Annotated in this window: 25 protein-coding genes; 8 read left to right on the top strand and 17 right to left on the bottom strand. The window is 63.1% G+C overall.

Translation table 11 applies throughout. The features are described from left to right. Nucleotides 1–93: 93 nt before the first annotated feature. From AQUI_RS0110395 to AQUI_RS0110385, 3 genes are all read right to left on the bottom strand, one after another. The gene (locus AQUI_RS0110395; protein ID WP_027257464.1) at nt 94–1,005 is read right to left on the bottom strand and encodes a LysR family transcriptional regulator; all 912 of its coding nucleotides are present in this window, start codon (nt 1,003–1,005) and stop codon (nt 94–96) included. 258 nt (nt 1,006–1,263) lie between these two features. After that, nucleotides 1,264–1,818: a 16S rRNA (guanine(966)-N(2))-methyltransferase RsmD gene (rsmD, locus tag AQUI_RS0110390; RefSeq protein WP_027257463.1), complete on the bottom strand. Its 555-nt coding sequence runs from the start codon at nt 1,816–1,818 to the stop codon at nt 1,264–1,266. After that, nucleotides 1,815–3,026, bottom strand: a complete 1,212-nt coding sequence (locus tag AQUI_RS0110385) for an NAD(P)/FAD-dependent oxidoreductase (RefSeq protein ID WP_027257462.1) — start codon at nt 3,024–3,026, stop codon at nt 1,815–1,817. The genes rsmD and AQUI_RS0110385 overlap by 4 nt, the downstream gene beginning before the upstream one ends. Before the next feature lie 95 nt (nt 3,027–3,121). Between AQUI_RS0110385 and AQUI_RS0110380 the strand changes: the two genes are divergently transcribed. Next, on the top strand, nt 3,122–3,610 hold the full coding sequence (locus AQUI_RS0110380) for a peroxiredoxin (protein WP_027257461.1): 489 nt from the start codon (nt 3,122–3,124) through the stop codon (nt 3,608–3,610). 96 nt (nt 3,611–3,706) lie between these two features. Here the strand turns inward: AQUI_RS0110380 and AQUI_RS0110375 are convergent, their stop codons facing one another. The 6 genes from AQUI_RS0110375 to AQUI_RS0110350 all read right to left on the bottom strand — a co-directional run bounded on the left by AQUI_RS0110375 (nt 3,707) and on the right by AQUI_RS0110350 (nt 9,708). Further along, nucleotides 3,707–4,015: a 4a-hydroxytetrahydrobiopterin dehydratase gene (locus AQUI_RS0110375; protein ID WP_027257460.1), complete on the bottom strand. Its 309-nt coding sequence runs from the start codon at nt 4,013–4,015 to the stop codon at nt 3,707–3,709. Next, a complete protein-coding gene (locus AQUI_RS0110370; RefSeq protein ID WP_027257459.1) occupies nt 4,012–5,199 on the bottom strand; it encodes a GNAT family N-acetyltransferase in 1,188 nt (395 codons plus the stop codon). Before AQUI_RS0110370 ends, AQUI_RS0110375 begins: the two co-directional genes overlap by 4 nt. A gap of 48 nt (nt 5,200–5,247) precedes the next feature. Beyond that, complete coding sequence (locus tag AQUI_RS0110365) at nt 5,248–6,021, bottom strand: glycerophosphodiester phosphodiesterase family protein (protein WP_027257458.1); 774 nt, start codon at nt 6,019–6,021, stop codon at nt 5,248–5,250. Beyond that, entirely contained in the window at nt 6,018–6,476 is a 459-nt protein-coding gene (locus tag AQUI_RS0110360) for a RidA family protein (RefSeq protein ID WP_027257457.1), read from the bottom strand. Before AQUI_RS0110360 ends, AQUI_RS0110365 begins: the two co-directional genes overlap by 4 nt. A gap of 197 nt (nt 6,477–6,673) precedes the next feature. After that, complete coding sequence (locus tag AQUI_RS0110355; RefSeq protein ID WP_027256103.1) at nt 6,674–7,978, bottom strand: HlyD family type I secretion periplasmic adaptor subunit; 1,305 nt, start codon at nt 7,976–7,978, stop codon at nt 6,674–6,676. Then, nucleotides 7,975–9,708 (bottom strand): type I secretion system permease/ATPase, encoded by a 1,734-nt coding sequence (locus AQUI_RS0110350; RefSeq protein ID WP_027256104.1) that lies wholly within the window; start codon nt 9,706–9,708, stop codon nt 7,975–7,977. Before AQUI_RS0110350 ends, AQUI_RS0110355 begins: the two co-directional genes overlap by 4 nt. A 162-nt stretch (nt 9,709–9,870) precedes the next feature. Between AQUI_RS0110350 and AQUI_RS0110345 the strand changes: the two genes are divergently transcribed. Next, nucleotides 9,871–10,632, top strand: coding sequence for an MlaA family lipoprotein (locus tag AQUI_RS0110345; protein ID WP_027257456.1), 762 nt, complete (start codon nt 9,871–9,873; stop codon nt 10,630–10,632). A 2-nt stretch (nt 10,633–10,634) separates the two neighbouring features. Next, entirely contained in the window at nt 10,635–11,231 is a 597-nt protein-coding gene (locus AQUI_RS0110340) for an MlaC/ttg2D family ABC transporter substrate-binding protein (RefSeq protein ID WP_027257455.1), read from the top strand. 264 nt (nt 11,232–11,495) lie between these two features. Here the strand turns inward: AQUI_RS0110340 and AQUI_RS0110335 are convergent, their stop codons facing one another. Further along, nucleotides 11,496–13,712 carry a transglycosylase domain-containing protein gene (locus AQUI_RS0110335; protein ID WP_027257454.1) on the bottom strand — a complete coding sequence of 739 codons (2,217 nt, stop codon included), beginning with the start codon at nt 13,710–13,712 and terminating at the stop codon, nt 11,496–11,498. Between the two features lie 272 nt (nt 13,713–13,984). On the opposite strand from AQUI_RS0110335, the gene AQUI_RS0110325 reads away from it, so the two are divergent. Continuing rightward, nucleotides 13,985–14,323: a P-II family nitrogen regulator gene (locus AQUI_RS0110325; RefSeq protein WP_027257453.1), complete on the top strand. Its 339-nt coding sequence runs from the start codon at nt 13,985–13,987 to the stop codon at nt 14,321–14,323. 25 nt (nt 14,324–14,348) lie between these two features. Further along, nucleotides 14,349–15,683, top strand: a complete 1,335-nt coding sequence (locus tag AQUI_RS0110320; RefSeq protein ID WP_027257452.1) for an ammonium transporter — start codon at nt 14,349–14,351, stop codon at nt 15,681–15,683. Between the two features lie 143 nt (nt 15,684–15,826). Here AQUI_RS0110320 and AQUI_RS0110315 read toward each other — a convergent pair whose 3' ends face one another. From AQUI_RS0110315 to sseA, 3 genes are all read right to left on the bottom strand, one after another. Next, nucleotides 15,827–16,084: a hypothetical protein gene (locus AQUI_RS0110315; RefSeq protein WP_156916802.1), complete on the bottom strand. Its 258-nt coding sequence runs from the start codon at nt 16,082–16,084 to the stop codon at nt 15,827–15,829. 331 nt (nt 16,085–16,415) lie between these two features. After that, on the bottom strand, nt 16,416–17,600 hold the full coding sequence (locus AQUI_RS0110310) for an amino acid aminotransferase (RefSeq protein ID WP_027257450.1): 1,185 nt from the start codon (nt 17,598–17,600) through the stop codon (nt 16,416–16,418). After that, nucleotides 17,600–18,454, bottom strand: a complete 855-nt coding sequence (gene sseA / locus AQUI_RS0110305) for a 3-mercaptopyruvate sulfurtransferase (protein WP_027257449.1) — start codon at nt 18,452–18,454, stop codon at nt 17,600–17,602. Before sseA ends, AQUI_RS0110310 begins: the two co-directional genes overlap by 1 nt. A 164-nt stretch (nt 18,455–18,618) precedes the next feature. Between sseA and AQUI_RS0110300 the strand changes: the two genes are divergently transcribed. Next, the gene (locus tag AQUI_RS0110300; RefSeq protein WP_027257448.1) at nt 18,619–19,827 is read left to right on the top strand and encodes a leucine-rich repeat domain-containing protein; all 1,209 of its coding nucleotides are present in this window, start codon (nt 18,619–18,621) and stop codon (nt 19,825–19,827) included. Between the two features lie 162 nt (nt 19,828–19,989). On the opposite strand, the gene AQUI_RS0110295 is transcribed toward AQUI_RS0110300, so the two are convergent. From AQUI_RS0110295 to AQUI_RS0110280, 4 genes are all read right to left on the bottom strand, one after another. Then, entirely contained in the window at nt 19,990–20,505 is a 516-nt protein-coding gene (locus tag AQUI_RS0110295) for a hypothetical protein (protein ID WP_027257447.1), read from the bottom strand. 306 nt (nt 20,506–20,811) lie between these two features. Then, nucleotides 20,812–21,294, bottom strand: a complete 483-nt coding sequence (gene smpB, locus AQUI_RS0110290; RefSeq protein ID WP_027257446.1) for an SsrA-binding protein SmpB — start codon at nt 21,292–21,294, stop codon at nt 20,812–20,814. Nucleotides 21,295–21,339: 45 nt separating this feature from the next. Beyond that, nucleotides 21,340–22,194 (bottom strand): DMT family transporter, encoded by an 855-nt coding sequence (locus AQUI_RS0110285; RefSeq protein ID WP_027257445.1) that lies wholly within the window; start codon nt 22,192–22,194, stop codon nt 21,340–21,342. Between the two features lie 80 nt (nt 22,195–22,274). Continuing rightward, nucleotides 22,275–22,835, bottom strand: coding sequence for a helix-turn-helix domain-containing protein (locus tag AQUI_RS0110280; protein ID WP_027257444.1), 561 nt, complete (start codon nt 22,833–22,835; stop codon nt 22,275–22,277). A gap of 105 nt (nt 22,836–22,940) precedes the next feature. Here AQUI_RS0110280 and AQUI_RS0110275 point away from each other — a divergent pair, with 105 nt between their 5' ends. Continuing rightward, nucleotides 22,941–24,119, top strand: a complete 1,179-nt coding sequence (locus AQUI_RS0110275; RefSeq protein WP_027257443.1) for a benzoate/H(+) symporter BenE family transporter — start codon at nt 22,941–22,943, stop codon at nt 24,117–24,119. 134 nt (nt 24,120–24,253) lie between these two features. Next, on the top strand, nt 24,254–26,098 hold the full coding sequence (ilvD, locus tag AQUI_RS0110270; RefSeq protein ID WP_027257442.1) for a dihydroxy-acid dehydratase: 1,845 nt from the start codon (nt 24,254–24,256) through the stop codon (nt 26,096–26,098). The last annotated feature ends 2 nt before the right edge of the window (nt 26,099–26,100 follow it).

Below are 26,100 nucleotides of genomic sequence, written 5' to 3'. Positions count from 1 at the left end.
TTCGAGAGTGTTCGGCTCTAAAAAAGGCCCCCGCAAATGGTGCGGGGGCAGGTCTTCGAGGGATGTCTTGGTCCGGTTTTCCGTAGAACCGGTTCAGGTTTTCCATTCCGACGGGTCGCGGTCGGCAAAGGCCTGCACCAGAAAATCGATGAAAGCCCGCACTTTGGGCTGGGTGAATTTGCCTGGCGGGTAGACCGCATAGATACCCTGGGTTTCCACCGGCAGGCTGGGCATGACGTCTTCGACCAGCCCTTCTTCCAGCGCCTCCGAATACAGATAGCTGGGCAGGTAGGCGATGCCGAGACCGGAGATTGCAGCGTTCAGCAGCGATTGCCCGTCATTCACCGACAGCCAGCCCGATGTGCGCACCTGGCGTTTTTCTCCGGACGGCGCGGTGATCTTCCAGACGTTGCCGCTGGACTGGCTGGAATAATGCAGCAGCTTGTGGGTATTCAATTCGTCGATTTTCTGCGGACGGCCGTATTTCTCCAGATATGCAGGAGAGGCGATCATCCGTTTGGACGTCTCGGTCAGCTTGCGGGCGCGCAAGCTGCTGTCTTCCAGCTCGCCGATCCGAACCGCCATGTCGAACCCTTCGGAAATCAGCTCCACATAGCGGTTGTTCAGCACCATGTTGACGGTGATATCCGGAAAATCCTGCAGGAAATCCGACAGTACCGGAGACAGATGATTGACCCCGAAATCGGTGGCGACCGAAATCCTCAGCAGTCCCGAGGGGGCCGATTGCATCGATGTGACCAGCGCATCCGCTTCGCCGGCGTCATTCAGCACCCGGCGGGCGCGGTCATAATAGGCCAGCCCGATCTCGGTCGGCGACACCCGGCGGGTGGTGCGGTTCAACAGCCGCGCGCCAAGCCGGGTTTCCAGGCTCGAAACATGCTTGGAGACTGCGGATTTCGAGATCCCCATCTTGCGTGCCGCATCGGTGAAGCCGCCCTGGTCCACCACATTGGCAAAGGCCTCCATCTCGGTCAGTCGGTCCATATTCACCCATCCTCGTGTATCCGTGTTGCCCCCAGTGTTGCGGGTGAAATCAGGCAAGATCGGGGCAAGGGTGGGATAATTGCGAGGTTTCGCGGGGATCGTTTTCGCTGTGGAAACGGCAAGAACCTTGGCAACCCTGCAGATGGTCCGCAGCTGTCACATGCCAAAGGATGGCGGCCCGCACAGTGAAACTGCGCCGGATCGGCACGGAGAACTCATTGTTTTCGGCTTCCCTAAAAGGGCTTGCAGCAAGCTGCCTCAGGTGGCTTTCCACATCAGCGCAATATGGGTGTCGCCGTATTTGCGGCTGTCCTGCAGCTCGAACCCTTCCGGCACGGCGACAGGCGCGTTTTCTTCCCAGACCACCAGCGCGTCTTCTGCCACCCAGCCGCCAGCCACAGCCACGGTCAGAGCCTTTTCCCCCAGCCCTTTGCCATAAGGCGGATCAAGGAAGATCAGATCAAACGGAGCCTCCGGGTTCTGCCCCAGCTTCAGCGCATCGCGACGGGCCAAGGTGCAGCGGTCTTCGGCCCGGCAGATGCCGATGTTTTTGCGGATCAAACCGGTTGAGACACGCCCGTCGTCCACGAAAACCGCCTCCGCCGCACCGCGCGACAGCGCCTCCAACCCCAGCGCGCCGGTGCCTGCAAACAGGTCCAGAACCCGGGCGCCGGGGATGGCGCCGGTGTGCATCAGCACGTTGAACAGGCTTTCGCGCACCCGGTCGGTGGTCGGGCGCAGATGGGCGCCCGCGTCGCCCTTGCCCACCGCGGCCAAGGCACGGCCACGGAAGTCTCCTGCGATGATCCTCACGCTTTCAGCATCGGCTTCAGATCGGCAGCGGGGTCGGCAACCACCGCTTTGTCCGCTGTCTTACCCATATCGATCAGGCGTTTGCCCACCATATAGGCGCGCGGGTCATTCATCGCGTCCACTGCAACCAACTGATCGCCCTTGTAGTACCAGAACGACACCTGCTGGCCCTCGCCCTGGCGGGTAACCACATTGTCATAGCCGGTATTCAGGCCCGCAATCTGCAATTTGACGTCATACTGATCGGACCAGAACCAGGGCGTTGCGACGTAATCCTTGTCCGCGCCCAGCATGTTCTGCGCCACCACTTCGGCCTGATCAATGGCGTTCGGCACGCTTTCCAGGCGGATGCGCTTGCCCTGAAACGGGAAGGAGGCACAATCGCCCGCCGACCAGATCGCGGCATCCGAGGTGCGGCCCTTGGCGTCTGCCTTGATGCCGTTGTCCAGCTCAAGCCCCGCCATTTCAGCCAATTGCGATGACGGGGTGATGCCGACACCAACCACGACAAAATCCACATCAATGGCTTCGCCGCCGCTCAGCACCGCGCGGATCACCTTGCCGTCCTCCCCCTCCAGCCGTTCCAGACCGACGCCTTCGCGGATGTCCACTCCGCGGGAAGAATGCAGGCTGCGGAAGAAATCCGAGGTTTCCGGCGCTGCAACCCGCTGTAGGATACGGTCAGCCATCTCGACGAGCGTCACTTGCACGCCGCGCTTGGAACAGACCGCGGCTGCTTCCAGCCCGATGTAGCCGCCGCCGACGATCAGCGCACGCTGGCCCTCGGCCACATGCGGCGCCATCGCATCCACGTCGGTCAATCCGCGCACCACATAAACGCCATCCAGATCGCCGCCGATCGCAGCCGGCAAGCGGCGCGGGTCGGAACCGGTGGTCAGCGCCAACTGGTCGTACGGGATTACCTCCTCGCCCAGGCTCACAGTCTTGGCTGCCGGATCGATCCCGGTGACCCGCTGGCCCAGCTTCAAGGTGATATTGTTCTCGACATAAAAACTCTCAGGCCGCAGGAACAGGCGTTCCAGCTCCATCTCGCCCAGCAAATAGGCCTTGGACAAGGGCGGGCGCTGATAGGGCAGTGCGTCCTCCGCACCAATCAGGGTAATCTCCCCGTCGAACCCGTCCTTACGCAGTTTTGCCACCAGCGAGGACCCGGCCTGCCCTGCTCCAATAACGACGATGTGGGACATAATCCCTTGCCTCCCTCAGCAGTTCCCGTCACGCTTTCACCGGACCCTATATACCCGGGGCTCCAAAACGCAATCATGAGAAAGAGGAACCTGCGATGATTTCTGTTGGAGACCAACTGCCGGACGCGACACTGACGCTCATCGGAGACAACGGCCCCGAGCAGGTGCAGCTGTCAGACAAGCTGAAGGGGCGGAAAGTCGTGCTGTTCGCGGTTCCCGGCGCCTTTACCAGCACCTGCCATTCTGCGCATGTGCCCAGCTTCATTCGCACCAAGGATCAGTTTGCCGCCAAGGGTGTCGAGGAAATCATCTGCCTGGCGGGAAATGATCCGTTTGTCATGAATATCTGGGGCGAAAACACCGGTGCGACCGAGGCCGGGATCACCATGCTGTCGGACGCAGAATGCTCCCTTACCGAGGCAATCGGCATGCGTCTGGACGTGCCCTCAGCTGGTCTGATCGGCCGCTCGCTGCGCTATGCGATGCTGGTGGAGGACGGTGAAGTGAAAGTTCTCAACAAGGAAGAAAACCCCGGCCAGTGCGAACTTTCCGCCGGCGAAGGCTTGCTGGAGTCTATGGGCTGAAACCAGCCTTGGCGGCGGCTGTCTGCACAGGCAGCCGCCGTCCAACCCCTAATAAATGGTAAAAAATTAGGTCAGCCATGCTGTCAGAGCGTCAGTTCAGGTCTGCGGTTCGCCGAACAGCCCGTCCATCTTGCGCGCCAGCTTTGCGTCCAAAGCGCTGACACCGTCCACGTCATGGGTGGAGAGAACCACTGTCACCCGGTTATAGACATTGCTCCACTCGGGGTGGTGGTTCCATTTTTCGGCCCAGATCGCGGCGCGGGTCATCCAGCCGAAGGCATCGGCGAAATTGCCGAACTTGAAGGTCTTGGTGATGGCATCCCGGCCTTCCACCATTTCCCAGCCGGTGGCAAACAGCGGCTCCAGCAGCGGGCCGCGGGTGGCATCGGACAGTTTTTCCGTCATTCTTGCTCCTCCACATGTGTTTTGCGGAACGGGCCGTAATCGGTCAGGATTTCAATCTCCTCCTCGGTGGCGGCCCGTTCAGCCTCGAGGTAGCGTTCGACGGCCCCGGCAAAGCCGGGATCGCCGATCCAGTGCAAGCTGTGGGTCTCGCACGGCAGATAGCCGCGTGCCAGCTTATGTTCACCCTGCGCGCCGGCCTCAGCCCGGTCAAGCCCCAGGGCAATCGCCAGCTCAATCGCCTGATAGTAGCACAGTTCGAAATGCAAGCAGGGATGGTGCTCGGCACAGCCCCAATAACGCCCGTAAAGCGTTTCGCGGCCTATGAAATTCAAGGCGCCCGCTACATAGCGCCCGTTGCGCTCCGCCAGAATCAGCGCCATGTCCTGCGCCATCGTTTCATGCACGGTATCGAAGAATTGCCGGGTCAGGTAAGGCGCGCCCCATTTGCGCGCGCCGGTGTCCTGATAGAATTCCCAGAAGGCGTCCCAATGCTCGGGCTGCAGGCTGTCCCCCTGAAAGACCCGGATCTCGCCGCCAAAGCACTGTGCCTGCATCCGCTCCTTACGGATGTTTTTGCGCTTACGCGAGGACAGCGCCCGCATGAAGGCTTCGAAATCAGCATAGCCGTCGTTTTGCCAGTGAAACTGCTGGGTAGAACGGCGCATCAGCCCCATCTCTGCCCCCATCCGCGCCTCGTCAGCGGTGCAAAAAGTCACATGCAGCGAGGACAGGCGGTTGTCGGCTGCCAGTTGGACCGCCCCCTGCAGCAGCGCCGAATGACCGATGCCGTCGAAGCCAGGACGCACCAGGAACCGCCGCCCCGTGGCCGGGGTAAAGGGCACCGCGACCTGCAGCTTGGGGTAATAATGCCCGCCTGCCTGCTCATAAGCATGCGCCCAATTATGATCGAAGATGTATTCGCCCTGGCTATGTCCCTTGGCATAAAGCGGCGCGCAGGCGATCAGCAGCCCTCCCTGATAGGCGGTCAGATACTGGGGCTGCCACCCGGTGCCCGGCCCGACCGAGCCGCTGTCCTCCAGCGCGCTTAGAAACCGATGGGTGGTGAACGGATCCAGCGGGCGGCTGCCGTCCGCCCCTTCCGGGCAGGCGCAGGCATCCCAGTCCTCTGCCGCGATCTGCGACAGTGAAGCCAGCACCCGGATTTCGATTTGCGCCTGGGTCATGCAACTCCTCCGCACCGCTTCAAAGATGTGGGGTCTGCGCCTGCGGGATCAAGGTGTTAGCGGCGAGAGGTACTGTTCAAACGTCACATTATCGGCAAAGACGCGCGCCGCGCTTTCTTCCACCGCTGAGGTCACGGTCCAGCACAGCACCGGCACCCCGTCGTTGCGCAGCGCCTGCACCCGCGGACGGGGCAGATCGCCGGCCTCGTGGCTGATAAAGCTCGCCCCCGTGCGTGCGAAATCCGGGATGCCGCGCAGGCCGTCGCAGACCGCCTTGGGCAGCTCCGGCCATTCCGCGGGATCATAGGCGCTGGTGGTGATGCCGCGGGCAATTTCCGGCGCCAGCTGTGCCAGCTCAGCAACCGAATTGGGATTGAAGGACATCACAGCCACAGGGCCGGCGTAGCCCTTCAGCGCCTCAGCCGTGGCCCGCTCCAGCGCGCCATCGGTGAGGCCCATTTCCCCGTCTTGATCCTTCAGCTCTATCAGCAGCGGCACCTGGCCTGCCACCGCCTCCAGCACTTCAGACAGCTCCGGAATGCCTTCCCCGTCGCCGCCTTTCAGCGGAATTGCCTGCAACTCACTGCAGGTCTTGGCGCGGATCGGACCAGAGGCTTCCGCCAGCCGGTCCAGATCATTGTCATGAAAGACCATGGCGCAGCCGTCGCTGGACAGCTGCAAATCGATCTCAACCCCATAGCCCGCCGCAATCGCTGCCCGGATGGCAGCGCGGCTGTTCTCCGGGCGCCCGTCCGCGGCATCATGCAGCGCACGATGGGCCAGCGGGACAGTCAGGATAGCGGCAGGCAGAACAGGATTCATTTGATCTGGAAAACGCCATCGATTTCCACCGAAACACCCAGCGGCAGCGACACCGAGCCGACCGCCGAACGGGCATGGCGGCCGATATCGCCAAGGGCTTCGACCAGGAAGTCGGAGGCGCCATTCACCACCATCGGCTGGCCGGTGAAATCAGGGGCCGAATTTACAAATGCGCCCAGCTTGACGACGCGCACCAGCCGGTCCAGATCACCGCCGCAAGCTGCCTTGAGCTGGGCCAGAAGCGCGATTGCACAGCGCTTGGCTGCGGCCTGGCCGGCCTCGACGTCCAGATCAGCGCCCAGCTTACCGGTGATCAGCCCGTTGTCATCGGCTGAAATCTGGCCGGAGATATAGACCATGTCGCCTGCAACGACATAAGGCACATAATTTGCCGCCGGTGCCGGTGCGTCGGGCAAGGTCACACCCAACTCTTTCAGTTTTGCTTCAATGCTCATGGCCGATTTCCTTCCGAGTCTTTGCTGGCCGGGACGCTACCCGGACAGGCGGAATTCGGAAAGAGCAAATGCAAGCGCCTGCGCGGCTTTGCGCACTCTTGGTTTTGCTGAGAGCCGGGCGCCGTTTCCCGGCCAGGGAAACGGCCATGAAAAATCGATTTTTCATGGTCTGAAACCGCGCCGGTTTCAGAGCGCCGTCAGCTTTCGCGGAAGGCCTTGTTGAAATAATCCGCGAGCGGTTTGACCAGATAGGCCAGCGGCGAGCGGTCGGCGGTGCGGATGTAGCTTTCCACCGGCATCCCCGGAATCAGCACGGTGCCCGCAGGCAGGCGGCCGCGCTCGCCGGGGTTGAGCTCGATCTCGGCGCGGTAATAAGAGATGCCGCTGCCCTGATCCTCAAAGGAATCCGCCGAGACCTGGGTGACATGGCCAAAGAGTTCGGGCGTCGAGCGCTGATCCAGCGCCGAGAACCGCAAAGTGACCTCCTGGCCGGTGTACAGCTGGTCGATATCGGTCGGCGCCACCTGCGCCGCAATCACCAGGGGCCGGTCCTGCGGCACCAGGTACAAAACCGGATCCGCGGGGCGGATCACCGAGCGCGGCGTCTGCACCTGCAGCCCGTAGACAATGCCGGAAACCGGCGCGGTGATGTCCAGCCGCGCCAGGCGGCCCTGCAGCGAGCGGCGGTTTTCGGCCAGCTCCAGCTCCTGGTAGCGCAGGTCGCGCAACCGGCTGATCGCCTCCTCGCGCTGGCTGGTGGCCAGCTTCAGGATCTCGATGTCGATCTCGGTGATGCGGCCCTCGGACTGCGCTTCCGAGGCCACCAGCTCACCCAGCCGGCCCTGCAGGTCGGCCTGGGTGCGGCGCAGGTTCAGCACCGTCGCCGCCTGCGCCAGCCCGCGGTCCAGGAGCGATTGCTGGCTCTCCAGCTCCTCGCCGATCAGCTCAAGCTGCACATTCATCGAGGTCTGCTGCGCCTCGACGCCGCGGATCTGCTCCTGGATCTGGGTGCGGCGCTTCTCCAGCTGCTCGATCTCGCGGGCGGTGGTGTCCTTGCGGGCCTGGAACAGGCGGCGCTGACCCTGCACCAGATCGCTGACATCCGGCTGCACTTCAGCCGCCTGCAGCAGCTCCGGCTCAAAGGTGATCGCGGCGGCGGTGTCGCGCTCGGCTTCCAGCCGGCCGCGGCGCGCCATCAGCTCGAACAGCTGGCCCTCGGTGATCACCAGCTGCGAGGTCAGCTCATTGGCATCCAGCCGGATCAGCGTGGCGCCTTCGGCCACCGTGTCGCCCTCGTCAACCAGGATCTCGGCAACGATGCCGCCGTCCAGATGCTGCACGATCTGGCGGTTGCGGTCGACCTCGATGCGCCCCGTCGCCACCACCGCGCCGGAAATCGACGACAGCACCGACCAGGAGCCGAAGCCGCCCACCAGCACCAGCAGCGCCAGGAGGCCGATGATCAGCGGCCGCCGTGCGGGCCAGTTGCTTTGCCCGCTCATCGCACGCCTCCTGTGCCAGTGGCCTGGCGGATGTTCTGGTGGTTGGCGACCATTTCCTGCAGCACCTTGTCCTTGGGGCCAAAGGCGGTCTGGGTGCCCTTGTCGATCACCAGAAGCATGTCGCATTCCTGGATCGCCGCGGGCCTGTGCGCCATGATCAGCACCGAGCGCCCTTCGGCCTTGATCTGCTTGATCGCCTGATTGAGCGCGACCGAGCCTTCGTTGTCGAGGTTGGAGTTCGGCTCGTCCAGGATCACGATCACCGGATCGGCATAAAGCGCCCGGGCCAGGCCGACCCGCTGCATCTGGCCGCCCGACAGCCGCCCGCCGGTGGCGGTGACCTTGGTGTCATAGCCTTCGGGCAGTTTCAGGATCATCTCATGGGCGGCGGCCTTTTTGGCGGCATCCACCACCTTTTCGGCATCGGGCTGCTGCTGCAGCCGGGCGATGTTCTGGGCAATGGTGCCGTCAAACACCTGCACCCGCTGCGGCAGATAGCCGATATGGCCGCCCAGCACATCCGGCGCGTATTGATCCAGCGCCGCCCCGTCCAGCCGCACCGAGCCCGCGGCCGGCGCCCAGACCCCGGTCAGCGCCCGCGCCAGGGTCGATTTGCCGGAACCGGACGGCCCGATCACCCCGATCGCCTGGCCCGGCTGCACCCGGAAATTCACGTTGCGCAACAGCGGCGTCTTGCTGCCCGGCGGCACCACCGCCATGCCCTGCACATCCAAGAGCGCCTTGGGCTTCGGCAGCGCCGTGCGCTCGGCCTCCTCCGGCACTTTGGCCAGCAGCTCGGCCAGGCTGTGCCAGCCCTTCAGCGCCCGCTGCACCATCGCCCATTGGCCCAGGCCCAGCTCGATCGGCGCCAGGGCGCGGCCCATCAGGATGGAGCCCGCAATCATCGCCCCCGGCGTCACCTCGCCCTGCAGCACCAGATAGGCGCCCAGGCCCAGCATCGCCGACTGCAGGAACAGCCGCAGCGTCTTGGTCAGCGTGGTGAAGCCGCCGCCGGTGTCATTGGCCGTCACACTGTCGGTGAGCGCCGCATCGCGGCCTTGCTTCCAGCGCCCGAAAGCAGCGCCGCGCATGCCCATCGACTGGATCATCTCGGCCTCGTTGCGGATCTCCTCGGACATCAGATTGGCCTTGTGGCCGGTCATATTGGCCTTTTGCACCGGCAGCCTGGTGAACAGCTGGTTGAGCACGGCAATCATCACCAGCACCGCGCCGCCCGCCAGCGCCAGCAGGCCCAGCCAGGGGTGGAACAGGGCAATGCCGGCCAGAAAGATTGGCGTCCAGGGCAAGTCGAAGGCGGCGGTCAGCACCGGCGAGGAGATCAGCCGCTGCACCGATTCCAGATCCTGCAGCCCGGTCTGCGCCGCCGGATCCTGCGCCACCGCCGAGCGCCGGATCATCGCATCGAACACCCGGTGGTCCAGCGCCGCCTGCAGCCGCGCCCCGACCCGCGCCATGATCCGGCCGCGGGCGTAATCCAGAAACCCCATCATGCCGTAGAGGAACACCACCAGCAGCGACAGCGCCAGCAGCGTCGCCTCCGACCGGCTGCCCAGCACCCGGTCATAGACCTGCATCATATACAGAGGCCCGGTCAGCATCAGCAGGTTCACAAAAAAGCTGAAGATGCCGGTGAACCAGTACAGCCCCCGGCTCTGCCGCCGCACCGCCCGGAGCTCGTCATAACCGCTCTTATAAATGCTTTTATTCATGGTCAGTCTGCAATAGAAGTTCCCGGGCCATTGGTAGTGCCTGAAATTGTATCAGAACAGACACAAGCTGGTGAATAAATGTAATCGCTCTGGAAATAGGCTGAGGAACCCTTATTTGCCCTCCGACCCGTCTGTTCCAGCATTAAGTGGACACTTACCCGAATGCCTTTTCATTTGCGACCGCTGAAATTTGTATCTGCGCTGATTTTGGCCGGTTTTGCGGCCGGCTGCGCTACGCAGGATCCGGTTGCACGGGCCTCGGGTGAGGTCTTTGATCCTTATGAGCGCACCAACCGCACCATTCACAGCTTCAACCGCGGCGTTGACCGGCTGGCCTTCCGCCCTGCCTCCAAAGGGTATGTGGCAATCGTGCCGGCGCCGATGGTGACCAGTTTCTCGCATTTTGCCGAGAACCTGTCGATGCCCGGCCAGATGGTCAATGCGCTGCTGCAGGGCGATCTGAAACTGGCCGGCAATGCATTTTCGCGGTTTGTGATCAACTCCACCGTCGGTTTTGCCGGGCTTGCCGATCCGGCCAGCGAATTCAACGTGCCCGCAGTCGATACCGACTTTGGCGAGACGCTGCACACCTGGGGCGTTGGCGAAGGCGCCTATGTGGAACTGCCCTTGCTGGGTCCCTCCACCAGCCGCGACGCGGTCGGGGTTGCCGTCGATTTCTTCACCAACCCGCTGGGTTACGCCGAGCAGAATACTGCCGACAATATCACAATTTACGCTGAGATCGTGCGCCGCATGGGCGATCGTGGCAACTATTCCGACACAATCGACTCGATTCTCTACGAGAGCGCCGACAGCTATGCGCAGTCGCGCCTGATCTATCTGCAGAACCGCAGGTTCCAGCTGGGCGATGGAGAGGAGATCCAGGAGATTGATCCGTTCGAACTGAACACTGAGGGATTCTGATAATGGACCGCCGCAAATTCCTGACCGGCCTGGGAGCCGGAGCCGCCGCGCTGACTGCCGCACCGCAGGCCCTGTGGGCGCTGACCGAGAACAGCGCCAGCGCGCTGATCAACAGCCTGGTCGGCGACATCAACCGGGTGATCGATTCCGGCAAGGGCGAGAACGCCATGTTCCGCGAGTTCGAGCGGATCTTCCAGCGCTACAGCGACACTTCCTATATCGCGGCCTATGCGCTGGGTGTCGACGGGCGCCGGGCGTCTTCCTCCCAGAAGAAGGCCTTTTCCAAGGCGTTCCAGGGCTACATCTCGCGCAAATACGGCAAACGTTTCCGTGAATTCATCGGCGGCAAGCTGGAAGTCAAAGGCGTCAAGAAGGTGAAGAAATGGTATGAGGTGAGCACCATAGCCTACCTCAAAGGCCAGTCCCCGTTCGAAGTAACCTTTCTGGTGTCGGACCGGTCGGGCCGGGATCTGTTCTTCAACATGTTCATCGAAGGTGTGAACCTGCTGCTGACTGAGCGCACCGAGATCGGCGCCATCCTGGACAGCAACAAAGGCGACATTGACGCACTGATCACCGAGCTGAAGCGGTTGAGCTGATCTGAGCTTACACCCGGGTGAATTTCAGAACAGGCTCCCTGCGGGGGGCCTTTTTTGCGGCTGAAGTTGCAGCGTCTGCATTGAACCATAGAGGCTCCCGCCCGTCACTGCAGCGTTCTGAATGCTGCGTTCCTGTTGGGCTTGGCACCCTGCCCGGCGGGCAGGGCGTGCGCCGCACCGCCAGGTGCGGCGCCGGACCCGGCAAGCGACGCCGCCCGTCAGGGGACCTTCGCCGGGCGGGAGCACCCCGTTTGCCGCAAACGGTCAGTTGCCGAGGATGTCGCGCAGGATATTGTCCACCGCGCGGCCCAGTTCCTTGCCCAGTTGCGGTCCCTGGCGGCGGCGCTCGCGGCGGGTTCGCTGCGGCGGCGGGGCAATCGGCGCGGGTTCCAGCATCGGCAGCGGTTTGGGGGTGAGACCGTCATGCACCCGCACCATCGTCTCACGCCAGATCTCGGCCGGCAGGCCGCCGCCGGTCACACCAGACAGCGGCGTGTTGTCGTCATAGCCCATCCAGACCCCCGCCACGTAATCCGCGGTAAACCCGATGAACCAGGCATCCTTGGCCGCAGACGTCGTCCCCGACTTGCCTGCCGCCTGCCAGCCCGGGATCTGCGCCCGCTTGCCGGTGCCGCCGGCAATCACCTTTTCCATCATCCAGACCAGCTGCTGCGCCGCCTCGGGGCGGATCACCCGCTCACCGATGCCGCCGCTGGCACCCATCAGCGCGTCGCTGTCGTCCACCAGTTTCAGCTCGATCACCCCATAAGGCGTCACGGAGGAGCCCCCATTGAGGATGCCGGCATAAGCCCCCGTCATCTCAAGCAGGGTGCTTTCCGATGCACCCAGCGCCAGTGCCGGCCCAGCGGCCAGATCGCTGTCGATGCCAAAATCCTTGGCAACGATGCTGACCTTGTCGCGGCCCACCGCTTCGGAGACTTTCACCGCTGGCACATTCAGGGAATCCCGCAACGCGCGCGCCAAGGTGACTTCGCCATAGTACTTCCGGGTGTAATTCTCGGGGCACCACTGGCCGGAGCCGGGAATGTTCATGCAGTATTTTGCGTCCAGCACCCGGTCGTATGGCGAGTAGCCCAATTCAAGTGCGGTGGCATAGACAAAGGGTTTAAAGGCCGATCCGGTCTGCCGTTTGGCCTGGGTCGCGCGGTTGAACACGCCGGAGACCCGCGTCTTGCGACCGCCCACCATCGCGCGCACCGCGCCATCGGCGCTCATCACCACAATGGCCGCCTGCGCCTTGGAGCCTGGGCGGACCTTGTTCTCAAAGATATATTTCAGCGCCTCTTCCGCCGCGCCCTGCAAACGCTGGTCCAGGGTCGAACGGATCACCACATCCTCGGTAGTCTGATCGCCCAGGAAGTCCGGGATGGAATCCATCACCCAATCGGCAAAGTACCCCCCTGCCCGTGCCGCCGCGGCTTCGCTCAGCACTGCCGGGGCATTTCGGTTCTGCTGCATCTCGGCGGTGGTCAGATAGCCCTGCTCCTGCATCAGCCGGAGCACGGTGGCCGCCCGGTCCTGTGAACGTTGCAGGTTGTTGGTAGGCGCCAGTGTCGAGGGCGCAGTCAGCAACCCCGCCAGCATCGCGCCTTCAGCCGGGTTCAGCTGATTGGCGGATTTGCCGAAATAGCGTTGCGCCGCGGCCTCGGCACCGTATGCACCGCCGCCCATATAGGCGCGGTTCATATAGATAGAGAGGATCTCATCCTTGGTGTACTTGGCCTCCATCGCCAGGGCAAAGATCGCCTCCGTCCCCTTGCGCCACAGCGACCCTTTGCGGCAGTCGGCTTCATAAGCGCTTTCGCTTTTCCAGTCGTCCGGATCATAGACCCGGCCCAGGCACAGCAATTTGGCGGCTTGCTGGGTGATGGTGGAGCCGCCATGGCCTGACAGCGGCCCGCGGCCTTCACGCAGGTTGATGCGAATGGCGCTGGCAACGCCGCGAGGGGAGATGCCGAAATGCCGGTAGAACCGCCTATCCTCAGTCGCGACAACCGCGTTCTTCAGATGCCGCGAAACTGTATCGGCCCGGATGACCCCGCCAAACTGATCGCCGCGCCAAGCAAAGACGTCTCCCTTGCGGTCCAGCAGGGTGACCGACCCGCGCGCGCGCCCGTCCAGATAGGCCGAGACCTCGGGCAGCTTGGCATACTGCAACGCCACCGCCAGACCGACCAGCAGGCAGACCACCATGCCGACCCGCCAGCTGAAACCCCAAAGCAGCCGGAACGCCCAGACAAAAGGCGCCAGCAAAAGACCGATGAAGCCGCGCTTCTTCGGGGCCGGTTTCGCCCGTGTCTTCTTGCGGGAAAACAGGCCGAACAAACCGGTTTTCTTGGGTTTGGCCTTGCGTGCAGGTTTCTTGCGCGCAGGATTCTTCGCGGCGGAAGGCTTGCCCTTGCCGCCTGCGGAATAGCGTTTTTCTGCCACCAAAGGCTTGCGCCCGGATCCTTGTGCCATCGTCATGTCCTGCCCGGTTTGCCCGTTGTCCGGGGACAATACCCTGCCCGCCCCGGAATGTAGAGGGGGCAGAATCCGGAGCTTTCCCCCTTTGCCAGATGGCCGGTTTTTAAGCGAAGCAGGCCAAAGGCGCAAAATTATTGTGCGCGCGCAGAAAGACGCGCGGAAACTTGCTGGCCTTGGCTTTGCACGACTCGGGCGCCCGGTTTTGCTGCAAGTGCACAATGCGTCGGCACGGGGCCGGAGCAGCGCGGAAACCAAGGGATGCAGAGATGAAAATGATCATAGCCGCCATCAAGCCCTTCAAGCTGGACGAGGTTCGCGAGGCGCTGACCGGTCTTGGCGTGAGCGGGCTGATGGTCACCGAAATCAAGGGTTTCGGAGCCCAGGCGGGCCACACCGAAATCTACCGCGGCGCCGAATACGAGGTGAATTTTGTCCCGAAGCTGAAGCTGGAACTGGTGGTGCCCGCAGATCAGGCCGAACAGGCCGTCAGTGCAATCTCTGAGACCGCCCGCACCGGCAAAATCGGCGACGGCAAGATTTTTGTTCTGGATGTGGAACAGGCCCTGCGGGTGCGCACCGGCGAAACCAATCTCGAGGCGCTGTAAGGCGCCCGGCATGGAGGAAAGACCTATGAAGACCTTGAAACTCCCCCTTGCGGCCTTGGCGCTAAGCGCGCTGCCGGGCCTGGCGCTGGCCCAGGACGGCCCCGCACCGGGCGTAAACCCTGCGACCGACACTGTGTTCATCCTGAACTCGCTGCTGTTTCTGATCGGTGGCTGCCTGGTGTTCTGGATGGCGGCGGGTTTCGCCATGCTGGAGGCCGGTCTTGTGCGCTCCAAGAACGTGACCATGCAGCTGACCAAGAACATGGCGCTGTTCTCTCTAGCCGCCGTGTTTTACTGGCTTATCGGCTATAACCTGATGTATCCGCTGGGCAATTGGGCGGTGGATGGCGTTTTGTCCGGCGTCTTTGGCCCCGGTGTGCTGGAGGCGGTGGGGATCACCGCAGAGGGTGCGGATGATTACTCCTATGCGACCACCGGGTCGGATTTCTTCTTTCAGCTGATGTTCTGCGCCGCCACCGCCTCGATCGTGTCGGGCACTCTGGCCGAGCGTATCAAACTGTGGCCCTTCCTGATTTTCACCATCGTGCTGACCTCGGTGATCTACCCGTTCCAGGCCAGCTGGAAATGGGGCGGCGGCTTCCTGGAGGAGATGGGCTTCCTGGATTTCGCAGGCTCCACCGTGGTGCATTCCGTGGGCGGCTGGGCGGCGCTGACCGGGGCGCTGATCCTTGGGCCCCGCATCGGCAAGTACAAGGACGGCAAGACCATCCCGATGCCGGGCTCCAACCTGGCGCTGGCGACGCTTGGCACTTTCATCCTGTGGATGGGCTGGTTCGGCTTCAACGGCGGCTCGCAGCTGGCGATGGGTTCGATTGGTGATGTTGCGGATATCTCCCGCATCTTTGCCAACACCAATGCAGCCGCAGCCGGCGGCGCGGTGGCAGCGCTGGTGCTGACCCAGTTGCTGTTCCGCAAGCCTGACCTGACCATGATCCTGAACGGCGCGCTGGCAGGTCTGGTGGCGATCACCGCCGAACCGCTGACCCCGGGCCTGGGGCTGGCCACCCTGATCGGTGCTATCGGCGGCGTGATCGTGGTCTTTGCGGTGCCGTTCCTGGACAAGCTGCAAATCGACGACGTGGTCGGCGCCATCCCGGTGCATCTTCTCTGCGGCATTTGGGGCACTGTTGCGGTGGTGCTGTCGAACCCCGAAGCCAGCCTGCTGACCCAGCTGACCGGCATCGCTGCGGTGGGTGTCTTCACCGTCGCTGCCTCTGCCGTGGTCTGGATCATCCTGCGCGCCACCACCGGCATCCGGGTTGAGGAAGAGGATGAGGTCAACGGCCTCGACATGGCGGAGCTAGGCATGGAGGCCTACCCGGAATTCTCGCCAAGCTGATCCTGGCCCTGACAATAAATGCGCGGCGCCTGTTTCAGGCGCCGCGTTTCCGTTTCGGCGGGGCTCCCGCCAGCTGCAGGATCATCTCAGATGATCCCTCCCTGTTGGGCCGGGCGCCGCTGCCGCGGCGCGGGGCTGCGGCCTCAACCCTGAGGGACAACAATCACCTTAGGCGCTTTCTGATCGCGATAGTCGCGGCGGTCCTCGGCCCGGTCCAGATGGTCCTCCACCACATCCCAAACGCCAGTGTCCACGGCTTCATCGCGACGGTTTTCGCGGCGGTCGGCGCGGTTTTCCACCCGGTCGATGACCTCGCCATTGGCGGCAAAGGCCGGGGTGGCCAGGGGCAAGGCAACGGCGGCGGACAGGATCAGGGCAAGTGCAGATTTTGCGAGGGTCATTTCGGTCTCCTTGGCTGTGTTACTCGTGACTTCCGCAAGCACAAACGCGGGCCACCGGTGCTTCCGCCGCCTGTTTTCCGATGACCTGGCGTCAAGTAGCCCCCGCACCGCGCCAGCGGTGCCACGCCCAAGCCTGCAAGGGTTTTGGCGCAGCCAAGGCACACAGCCAGGCGCGGGAGCCCAGCCCTCGCTGAACAGAAACCACCGCTGGTGCCTGCAAAAGTTTTACGAAGATTTTTGCCTAAGACTCTTCAATAACGTCTTAGGCGTCACGCCAAGAGAAAACGCGCCCGCAACGGAGCGCGTTCCTAAAACTCAAAAGGCCTAGGGCTCAGACGCCAGCGCCGACAATCGCCTTGGCCAGAACCGGCACGGTTTGAGCATTCAAGCCGGCAATGTTCAGGCGGCTATCGCCAACCATGTAGATGCCATTGTCCACCCGCATTTTCTCGACCAGTTCCGGCGTGGTACCAAGCAGCGAGAACATGCCGCGGTGCTGGGCGATGAAGCTGAAACGGTCAGAGCCGGTCAGACGCTGCAGTTCATCCGCAAGGCTCTGGCGCAGGTCCAGCATGCCGAGGCGCACCTCTTCCAGCTCTGCCGCCCAGTCAGCGCGCAGGGTCTCGTCGTTCAGGATCATGGTGACCAGACGCGCACCATGGTCCGGCGGGAAGGAGTAGTTTTGCCGGTTCAGAAACGCCAGCGTGCCCTGGTTGAGCGCCTGAGCGCCCGCGTCATTGGACACGGCCATCAACAGGCCGGTCCGCTCGCGGTAGATGCCGAAGTTCTTGGAACAGCTCGCGGCAATCAGCACTTCGGGGCAGCTGGAGGCGACCAGGCGCACACCCAGCGCGTCTTCTTCCAGACCGTCGCCAAAGCCCTGATAGGCGATGTCGATCATCGGGATCAGGCCGCGCTCGTTCAACAGCGTAATGATCTCCTTCCACTGCACCTCATTGAGGTTGGCGCCGGTCGGGTTGTGGCAGCAGCCGTGCAGCAGAACAACGTCGCCCTTCTCAGCGCCCTTCAGGTCTTCCATCATGCCGTCGAAGTTCACGCCCCGGGTGTCACGGTCGAAATACCGGTAAACCACGGTTTCGATGCCAACGTAGTTCAGGATCGACACATGGTTCGGCCAGGTCGGATCCGACACAAAAACACGGGCCTTGGGGTTGGCCATCCTGATCAGCTCAAACGCCTGGCGCACCGCGCCGGTGCCACCGGGTGTGGCCGCCGCTGCAATGTTCTCGCGCGCGACGGCATCACCCAGGATCAGCTTGATCATCGCGTCGCCATAGGCCGGATCGCCGGCCAGGCCGACATAGGCCTTGCTGGTCTGCTCTTCCCACAACTTATGCTCAGCGGCCTTGATTGCGCGCATCACCGGGGTGACGCCTTCGGCGTTCTTGTAGACACCGACGCCAAGGTCGATCTTGTCCGCGCGCGGGTCGTCGCGGTACATCTGCATCAGCGCCAGAATCTTGTCAGCGGGCTGGGGTTTCAGGGTCTCGAACATCAGTTCTCTCCGGTAGCAACGGGAAGGGTCGGGAAGGCACCCCATTCCGACCACGAGCCGTCATAGACCGCATGATCGGTTTTGCCGATGCGCTCCAATGCAAGGCTGAGGACGGCGGCGGTGACGCCCGACCCGCAGGTGGTAATCACGGGTTTGTTCAGATCGGCACCGGCAGCGGCAAATTCGGCGCGCAGTCCCTCTGCATCCTTCATGGTGCCATCCGCATTCAGCAGGCGGCCAAAGGGAACGTTTTTCGACCCGGGGATGTGACCGGCACGCAGGCCTTCACGGGGTTCCGGCACATCGCCGCGGAACCGCTCGGCGGCGCGGGCATCGATGATTTCATGATCGCCCAGTTTGGCCGCGGAAGAGACCTGCGTCACATCACGGACCATGTGGTTTTGCACCCGCACGGTCATGTGGCGGTCGCGGATCACCGGCGGCAAATCCTCAACCGGGCGTCCCTCGGCCTGCCATTTCGGGAAACCGCCGTCCAGCACGGCAATGTTATGCTGCCCCATCAGCCGGAACAGCCACCAGACCCGGGCTGCGGATTTCAACCCGGCAGTGTCATAGACCACCACCTGGTGGCCGTCGCCTACACCCATCACCCGCAGGCGGGACATGAATTTCTCAACCGGCGGCACCATATGCGGCAAGTCGGAGCGGTGGTCCGAGATATCGTCGATATCAAAAAAGCGCGCGCCAGGAATATGGGCTGCGCCGTATTCCGCCTTGGGGTCGCGGTTTTCCTGCGGCAAATACCACGAGGCGTCCAGCACCCGCAGATCCGGATCCTTCAGATGGGCGGCCAGCCAGTCGGTGGAAACCAGCGTCTTCGGATCATCCTGCATCAAAGCGTCTCCCTTTCTGCGCATGCGCCATGGGTACATCCGGCGGCACAGCGGTGCAAGGCCGCGCCGCCCTCTACCTGCGGTTACAAAAATCTTGCGGGCCTTTAACGGAGCGGTAATAACATGGACCCCAGTTTCAGCATTTCCTTGCAAAGGCCCTTTGAATGTCCGGTTTCCGCAGTTTCCTTGCAGCATTTCTGATTGCGGCGGGCATGTTCAGCCCCGGCTCCTTGCGCGCAGAATGTGTGGAAATCGGTAAAACATGCATTGGCGGCAACGACTTGAAGGCAAAAGTCCGGATTGGAAACCACACACCGGACTTACAGGGGCTGATCCAGTTCACGGAGCTGACCGATCTTACACTGATGGCCGACCTGCGGTTCAAGGATCCTGTCGATCTGTCCCCCCTCGCCGCGATGCCAAAGCTGGAAAGACTGGCCTTGGTCAACATCACGGCACCGGACCTTGCACCGCTGACCCGGCTGCCGAGGCTTAAGCGGCTCAGCCTTGATTCTGTCCGCGCGCCCGACTTTACCCGCCTGGCCCGGATGACACAGCTTGAGCATCTCTCGGTCTGGGGCGCCGGGGACGTCACCGACCTGTCCTTTGCCAGCAGCCTGACCCGGCTGCAGAGCCTGAACATCGCGGATTCCGGTGTGTCCGACCTAAGCCCGCTGTCAGGCCTCACCGGGCTGGAAGTCTTTCTTGCCTTCAACACCCAGATCTCTGATCTTGGCCCGCTGGCGGGTGCCAACCTGCAGGTGGCCTGGATCTCCAATTGCCCGGTCCAAAGCGTGGCCGCGCTGGCCGCCTCCGACCGGCTGGAGATGCTGCGCGCCGATGGAACCCAGCTGAAAACCCTGGACGGACTGCAGGGGAAACCTGCACTGCACACCCTGATCCTGTCAGACACGCAGGTGGCGGACCTGACCCCGATTACGGGGGCATCCGGTCTGAAGGAGCTGGCCTTGGACGGAACCCGGATCAGCGACATCACACCGCTGAGCGGGCTGGACGCGCTGCACAAGCTGAACCTGACAGACACGGCCGTCTCCAGTCTTGCCCCGCTGGCGGGCAAAAACCTGCGTGTGCTATCGCTCACCAATACTGCCGTGTCCAGCCTTGCAGCGGTGGCGAACATGGAGACCCTTTGGGACTTCAGCATTTCCGGAACAGCCGTCACCGATCTCACCCCGCTTAAGAACCTTAAAAAGCTCTCGATTCTCCGGGCGATCGGCTTGCCCGCCGAGGCGCTGCAGCCGCTGCTGGAGGTTGAAAACCTGCGGATCGTCTTTGCCGGCCCAGACTTCGAGACGCACAGGCGCCTGCTTGGGAAAGAGAAAATAGCCCAGTACATCGCAGCCACCCCCTAGCAGGGACATTTCGGCGCTGTCTGCGCTGACGCTGATCTCCGGCTCCGCCAGTGCAACGTCCGGTAAGATCATGCGCGGGAACGGCGGCAGACCTTCAATCCCCGCGCAATCCCCGCGGCAAGGGGCAGCGCGCACCGGTCGCGACAGTCAGACAGCGGTACCCTATGCCACTACCCGCAACCGGGGTGATTGGGCGCAGTCCGCTGCCGGACCGGCAGAAAACCGGTGGGCAAAGGCCAGGCCCGCCTGGATCACTTGCGGTTCCATCTTTCCGCCGGCAACCTCCGCCACTGCCGCGCGCGCTTGGCCCGTTTGATCCCGGCGCATGTGGTGCAGCATCCGCAAAAGCGCGGCTTCGTCCGGTGTCACCTTGCCGCGGTGGTCCAGATCGAAGGGATCAATGAAACCGAACTGACCGCTCCGGCTGTTCAGCGCCGCGCGCACAACCTTCATCAGCGCCAGCGCCGCCGGCAGGCCGATTGCCTCGCCCCAGCTTGCCTCGCCCCAGCGCTCAGCCGCCACGATATAGGCCTGCTGCCAGGCCTGCCCCGCCGGCTCTTGGTAGCTCAGCATAAAATGCCGCAGCACCGGCAGCAGCCCGGCCTCAAACTCATCAAATTCATGCGCCGCCAGCGGCACACCGGGCCGGACCGCGGTCTCAGGCAAAGGAACATTCATGCGCTTTTCCCACAATTGAAGGCTGGGCAACAGCCGGGCCGCCCTCTCCGTCCGGGCGTGATCCAAAAGCGAATCTGCTGGGTAACGCGTTTCTGACTTAATTAGTCAGATACCACAAGCATTCCTGCAGACCGGGATCAGCCCCGGCAGCGGCCGCCGCCTGCAAGGGAGTGCCAGGCAGAATAACACTCAAGCCGTGGCACGTATCGATACCAGCGCGCAGGGCTGCAATCCCTGCTTCTTTCTGATTGGAAATACCCCGGGTGACTTGGCCGCCAGGCCAAGAGGGCAGCGCCCTCTCCCTGATCAGCGCGCGTCCTTTAGCAGCCGCTGCTTCTGGCGGGACCAGTCGCGCTTGGCCTCACTCGCCCGCTTGTCGCGGTTCTTCTTACCCTTGGCGATGCCCAGCTTGATCTTGGCGCGGCCCTTGTGGTTGAAGTACAAAACCAGCGGCACCAGGGTCATCCCTTTGCGCTGGGTGGCGTTCCACAGATCCGACAGTTCTTTGCGCGATACCAGCAGCTTGCGGCGGCGGCGCTCTTCATGCTTAAAGAGCTTGGCCTGCTCGTAAGGCGGAATATAGGCGTTCACCAGCCACAGCTCGCCGTTCTCCACCGCAGCATAGCTGTCTGCGATGTTGGAACCGCCCCCGCGCAGCGCCTTGACCTCGGACCCCTCCAGCATAATGCCGCATTCGATATCATCTTCGATCGCATAATCGAACCGCGCCCGCCGACTCTCGGCGATCACTTTGTAATTCGGGTCGGATGTCTGCTTCTTCTTGGCCATGGGAGGCAGATGTAAGGCGGAGCGGCGGCGGGCGCAAGGCGCGCTTCACGGCTTGCGGCTGCGCAGCAGCGTGAAAACACCACTGCCGACAATCACTGCGCTGCCGATCAGGGTCAGCGCATCGGGCTGCTCGCCAAATACCAGCACCCCCAGCACCATGGCAAAGATCAACCTGGTATAGCGGAACGGCGCAACCACCGAGATTTCCCCCGCCCGCATCGCCCCCGACAAGGCGTTATAGGCAATGACCCCGATCACCGTCGCTGCCGTGATCTCCAGCCAGTTGCGCGAGGCAGGCCAAACCGCCCCGCCGGTCCAGCCCAGCGCGACCGAACCGGCAACCACCAGCATGGCAAAGCCAAGGAACCCTAGTTGGTTGTTGCTCATGTCCTTGGGCGCCGCGCGGGTGGCCAGATCGCGGCCCGCAAACCCCAAGGTGCCGGCAACGGCAAACAGCGAGGCAGGCTCGAACCCGCTCAGCCCAGGGCGCAGAATCAGCAGCACACCGGCAAAGCCCAGCCCGATCGCCAGCCAGCGCCGCCAGCCGACGGTCTCGCCAAAGAACACCACTGCACCTGCTGCCACGACCAAAGGCGTGGCCTGCAGTATGGCCGAGGCCGAGGACAAAGGCGTCAGCGCAATCGCCAGGGTGAAACACAGCCGCCCGACGACCTCCGCCACAGACCGCAGCAGCATGGGGCGCGTGCCAAAACCCGGGTGCCAGGGAGCGTGACCCTGCGCACGCGCCATCGCAGCAAAGATCACCATGCCGCCAAACCCGAACAGGATCAGAATCTGTCCCACAGGAATGTCGCGGGCAGCGGATTTGATGAACATGTCCTCCAGCGCAAAGGTGGCCATGGCCAGCACCATCAACAGGCTTCCGCGCAGCGTGTCCACTCCGGTTCTCCTCAAATCCAAAAAACTCAATGACTTGGCAATTGGTAGGCCCGCGCCAGACAATGCACAAGTGAAGGGCTTCAGTCCCGCTGCGTCAGACCCGCCCGCCGGTAGTGGTGCATGTTGAGGAAGGAGACGCCGGTCTCCGCACTGCGATAGCCATGCGGCTGGTCGGCGGCAAAGCGCAGCCCCTGCCCCGCCTCCAGCGCCACCCATTCGCCGCCCCGCAACACTTCCATTGCGCCGTGCAGCACAAAGACCTCCTCGGTCACACCAGTATCATGCGGCTGCGACTGGTGGCTCTGGCCCGGCTGCAGCGTCACCTGAAAGGTCTCCGCTCCCAGCAGCGGGTCAAAGGGAAAGACGATCTTGACTCCGATGCTGCCCGGAAACTGCACGGTCTCATAAACGCCGGTGGCCGCGCTCACCGGTCGCGCCGCCTCCCCCAGCAGAGCGGTCAGCGGCAGGTGAAACCCTTTAGCGATCTTCCACAGGGTGGCAATCGTCGGGCTTGATTCGCCGCGCTCGATCTGCCCCAGCATTGCCTTGCTGACCCCTGTGATCTCCGCCGCTTTGGACAAGCTAAGCCCTGCCGCCGCGCGGATCTCCCGCAGGTTCAGGGTGATGGTTTCATCGCTCATAAAATCCGCCGCTTAAAAAACACTTGTGCGCTATAACGCACGACGTGTAGTGTGCGCTATAACGCACAACACCCCTAGCCGATCCGGCGCCCGAGGAAAAGCCGCATGCTCAAGGATCTGAAACTCTCGCATCTTGTCTCCGGCGCGGTGGCTGTTCTGGTCGGCTATACCGGCTCGGTTGCGATCATTTTCCAAGCCATCGAGGCCGTGGGCGCCACCCAGTCCCAGGCCAACAGCTGGATGCTGGTGCTGGGGCTGGGCATGGGCGTAACCTGCCTGATCCTGTCACTGATCTACCGGATGCCGATCCTCACCGCATGGTCCACCCCTGGCGCGGCGCTGCTGGCGGTCAGCCTCAACGGCGTGCCGCTGGCCGAAGCGGTCGGCGCTTTCCTGTTATGCGCCGTGCTCTTGACCCTCACCGGCGTCACTGGCTGGTTTGCCGCCCTCTCCCGCCTTATCCCGGACAGCCTGGCCAGCGCGATGCTGGCAGGCATCCTGTTCCAATTCGGCCTCTCCGCCTTTACTTCTCTTCAGACGGACACCGCATTGGTTGCCTTGATGGGCCTCACGTTCCTGGCCGGACGCAAGCTGTTCCCCCGCTACACGATCCCCGCGGTGCTGGCCGCAGGTGTGGCCTGGTGCGCAGCAACCGGAGCCTTTGGAAGCCTGGAGGCGCTGGACCTCACCCTGGCCCGCCCCGAGTTCGTGACGCCCGCTTTCTCGCTGCCGGTTCTGATCGGCATAGGCCTGCCGCTCTACATCGTCACGATGTCTTCGCAGAACATGCCCGGGGTGGTGGCGTTGAAAGCCTGCGGCTACGCGCCGCCGGTTTCCGCCAGCCTGACCGTGACCGGGCTGGCCTCGCTGGTCCTGGCCCCCTTCGGCGGCTTTGCCTTCAACCTCGCCGCCATTACCGCCGCAATCTGCGCAGGCCCCGAGGCGGATGAGAACCCGGACACCCGCTATCTGGCAGGCGTCATGACCGGCCTCGTCTACATCCTCGTGGGGCTGGGCGGCGCCACCGTGATCAGCCTGTTCCTGATCGCCCCCAAGGCGCTGGTGGCTACTGTTGCAGGTCTTGCGTTGCTCTCAACCATCAGCAACAGCCTGTCTGCCGCGCTGGCCGAGCCGCAAGGCCGCGAGGCGGCGCTGATCACCTTCATGACCACGGTCTCCGGCATCAGCTTCCTTGGAATCGGCGCGCCGTTCTGGGCTTTGGTGCTGGGACTGGCTGTGAATCACTGGCTCAAAAGCCCAGAACCCGCCCCGGTGCGCGCCTGAGAGCCCCCCCGGAGAGACATTTCGCCACTGAAATCCGGCGCAATCTGCGCCAATATTACCGAACAGCCCCCCGGCCGGTTGCCTTTATTGCGCAAATCGTGTCCCTGAGGGCAAAGACTAAGGGAACCAGCCTGATGCCAAAGTACCGATCCAGAACCTCCACCCATGGCCGCAACATGGCGGGCGCACGCGGATTGTGGCGCGCCACCGGTATGAAGGATGATGACTTCGGCAAGCCGATCATCGCCATCGTCAACTCCTTCACCCAGTTCGTGCCCGGCCACGTCCACCTCAAGGACCTGGGCCAGATGGTCGCCCGCGAGGTCGAGGCGGCCGGCGGCGTCGCCAAGGAGTTCAACACCATCGCGGTGGATGACGGCATCGCTATGGGCCATGACGGCATGCTTTATTCGCTGCCCTCGCGCGAGGTGATTGCCGACAGCGTCGAATACATGGTCAACGCCCATTGCGCCGACGCCATGGTCTGCATCTCCAATTGCGACAAGATCACGCCGGGCATGCTGATGGCCGCCATGCGCCTGAACATCCCGGCGATCTTTGTCTCCGGCGGGCCGATGGAAGCGGGCAAGATCGATATCGCCGATCTGGACATGAAAAAAATCGACCTGGTGGACGCCATGGTCGCGGCGGCGAATGATGCTTTCACCGACGAGCAGGTCCAGCACATCGAAGAGAACGCCTGCCCGACCTGCGGCTCCTGTTCGGGCATGTTCACCGCCAACTCGATGAACTGCCTGGCCGAGGCCCTGGGCCTGGCGCTGCCGGGCAACGGCTCGACGCTGGCCACCCATGCCGACCGCAAGCACCTGTTCCTGGAAGCCGGCCGCAAGATCGTCGATATCACCAAGCGTCACTATGTGGGTGAAGAAAAAGGCCTGCTGCCGCGCGAAATCGCTTCGTTCGAGGCCTTCGAGAACGCGATGAGCCTGGACATCGCCATGGGCGGCTCCACCAACACCGTGTTGCACCTCTTGGCAATTGCCAACGAAGGCGAAGTCGACTTCAACATGTCCCACATGGACCAGCTCAGCCGCAAGGTCCCGTGCCTCTGCAAGGTCGCGCCGAACACCGCCAACGTGCATATGGAAGACGTGCACCGGGCCGGCGGCATCTTCTCGATCCTGGGCGAGCTCAGCCGTGCAGGCCTGCTGCACAACCACTGCAGCACCGTGCATTCTTCGACCATAGGCGAAGCCATCGCAAAGTGGGACATCAAGGTTGCCAACAACCCCGAGGCCGAAGAGCTGTTCAAGGCAGCCCCCGGCGGCGTGCGCACGACGCAGGCGTTCTCCCAATCCAACCGTTACAAGGAGCTGGACAACGACCGCGAAAACGGTGTGATCCGCTCCAAAGAGCACGCCTTCAGCCAGGACGGCGGCCTTGCGGTTCTGTTCGGCAATATCGCGCTGGACGGCTGCATCGTGAAAACCGCCGGCGTCGATGCCAGCAACCTGACCTTCACCGGCTCCGCCTATGTCTGCGAAAGCCAGGACGCGGCGGTGAACGACATCCTGACCGGCAAGGTCAAGGAAGGCGATGTGGTGGTGATCCGCTACGAAGGCCCGCGCGGCGGCCCCGGCATGCAGGAAATGCTCTACCCGACCTCCTATCTGAAATCGAAAGGCCTGGGCAAGAAATGCGCCCTGCTGACCGACGGCCGTTTCTCCGGCGGCACCTCCGGCCTGTCGATCGGCCATGTCTCGCCCGAGGCGGCCGAAGGCGGCACCATCGGCCTGGTGCGCCAGGGCGACAGGATCGAGATCGACATCCCCAACCGCTCGATCCATCTGGCAGTCGCGGATGAGGAGCTGGCCGCGCGCCGCGAAGAGCAGGACGCCAAGGGCTGGAAACCGGCCGAGCCGCGCAAGCGCAAGGTCTCCAAGGCGCTGAAAGCCTATGCGCTGCTGGCCACCTCCGCCGCCAAAGGCGCGGTGCGCGCACTGCCGGACGAAGACTGAGG

Origin of the sequence: Leisingera aquimarina DSM 24565 (assembly GCF_000473165.1) — a bacterium.
In the GTDB taxonomy this organism is placed as follows: domain Bacteria; phylum Pseudomonadota; class Alphaproteobacteria; order Rhodobacterales; family Rhodobacteraceae; genus Leisingera; species Leisingera aquimarina.
The sequence above is the reverse complement of the archived record's forward strand: the minus strand, read 5'-3'. Positions and strand labels throughout refer to the sequence as shown.

What these genes read in the sequence shown, in the direction of transcription:
- AQUI_RS0110300 (WP_027257448.1), top strand. Translation starts at nt 18,619, where the DNA reads ATGTCCGGTTTCCGCAGTTTCCTTGCAGCATTTCTGATTGCGGCGGGC.
- sseA (WP_027257449.1), bottom strand. Translation starts at nt 18,454, where the DNA reads ATGCAGGATGATCCGAAGACGCTGGTTTCCACCGACTGGCTGGCCGCC.
- AQUI_RS0110395 (WP_027257464.1), bottom strand. Translation starts at nt 1,005, where the DNA reads ATGGACCGACTGACCGAGATGGAGGCCTTTGCCAATGTGGTGGACCAG.
- AQUI_RS0110295 (WP_027257447.1), bottom strand. Translation starts at nt 20,505, where the DNA reads ATGAATGTTCCTTTGCCTGAGACCGCGGTCCGGCCCGGTGTGCCGCTG.
- AQUI_RS0110380 (WP_027257461.1), top strand. Translation starts at nt 3,122, where the DNA reads ATGATTTCTGTTGGAGACCAACTGCCGGACGCGACACTGACGCTCATC.
- AQUI_RS0110345 (WP_027257456.1), top strand. Translation starts at nt 9,871, where the DNA reads ATGCCTTTTCATTTGCGACCGCTGAAATTTGTATCTGCGCTGATTTTG.
- AQUI_RS0110385 (WP_027257462.1), bottom strand. Translation starts at nt 3,026, where the DNA reads ATGTCCCACATCGTCGTTATTGGAGCAGGGCAGGCCGGGTCCTCGCTG.
- AQUI_RS0110315 (WP_156916802.1), bottom strand. Translation starts at nt 16,084, where the DNA reads ATGACCCTCGCAAAATCTGCACTTGCCCTGATCCTGTCCGCCGCCGTT.
- AQUI_RS0110275 (WP_027257443.1), top strand. Translation starts at nt 22,941, where the DNA reads ATGCTCAAGGATCTGAAACTCTCGCATCTTGTCTCCGGCGCGGTGGCT.
- AQUI_RS0110365 (WP_027257458.1), bottom strand. Translation starts at nt 6,021, where the DNA reads ATGAATCCTGTTCTGCCTGCCGCTATCCTGACTGTCCCGCTGGCCCAT.
- AQUI_RS0110310 (WP_027257450.1), bottom strand. Translation starts at nt 17,600, where the DNA reads ATGTTCGAGACCCTGAAACCCCAGCCCGCTGACAAGATTCTGGCGCTG.
- AQUI_RS0110360 (WP_027257457.1), bottom strand. Translation starts at nt 6,476, where the DNA reads ATGAGCATTGAAGCAAAACTGAAAGAGTTGGGTGTGACCTTGCCCGAC.
- AQUI_RS0110370 (WP_027257459.1), bottom strand. Translation starts at nt 5,199, where the DNA reads ATGACCCAGGCGCAAATCGAAATCCGGGTGCTGGCTTCACTGTCGCAG.
- AQUI_RS0110350 (WP_027256104.1), bottom strand. Translation starts at nt 9,708, where the DNA reads ATGAATAAAAGCATTTATAAGAGCGGTTATGACGAGCTCCGGGCGGTG.
- AQUI_RS0110355 (WP_027256103.1), bottom strand. Translation starts at nt 7,978, where the DNA reads ATGAGCGGGCAAAGCAACTGGCCCGCACGGCGGCCGCTGATCATCGGC.
- AQUI_RS0110280 (WP_027257444.1), bottom strand. Translation starts at nt 22,835, where the DNA reads ATGAGCGATGAAACCATCACCCTGAACCTGCGGGAGATCCGCGCGGCG.
- AQUI_RS0110375 (WP_027257460.1), bottom strand. Translation starts at nt 4,015, where the DNA reads ATGACGGAAAAACTGTCCGATGCCACCCGCGGCCCGCTGCTGGAGCCG.
- smpB (WP_027257446.1), bottom strand. Translation starts at nt 21,294, where the DNA reads ATGGCCAAGAAGAAGCAGACATCCGACCCGAATTACAAAGTGATCGCC.
- AQUI_RS0110320 (WP_027257452.1), top strand. Translation starts at nt 14,349, where the DNA reads ATGAAGACCTTGAAACTCCCCCTTGCGGCCTTGGCGCTAAGCGCGCTG.
- AQUI_RS0110335 (WP_027257454.1), bottom strand. Translation starts at nt 13,712, where the DNA reads ATGGCACAAGGATCCGGGCGCAAGCCTTTGGTGGCAGAAAAACGCTAT.
- ilvD (WP_027257442.1), top strand. Translation starts at nt 24,254, where the DNA reads ATGCCAAAGTACCGATCCAGAACCTCCACCCATGGCCGCAACATGGCG.
- AQUI_RS0110340 (WP_027257455.1), top strand. Translation starts at nt 10,635, where the DNA reads ATGGACCGCCGCAAATTCCTGACCGGCCTGGGAGCCGGAGCCGCCGCG.
- AQUI_RS0110325 (WP_027257453.1), top strand. Translation starts at nt 13,985, where the DNA reads ATGAAAATGATCATAGCCGCCATCAAGCCCTTCAAGCTGGACGAGGTT.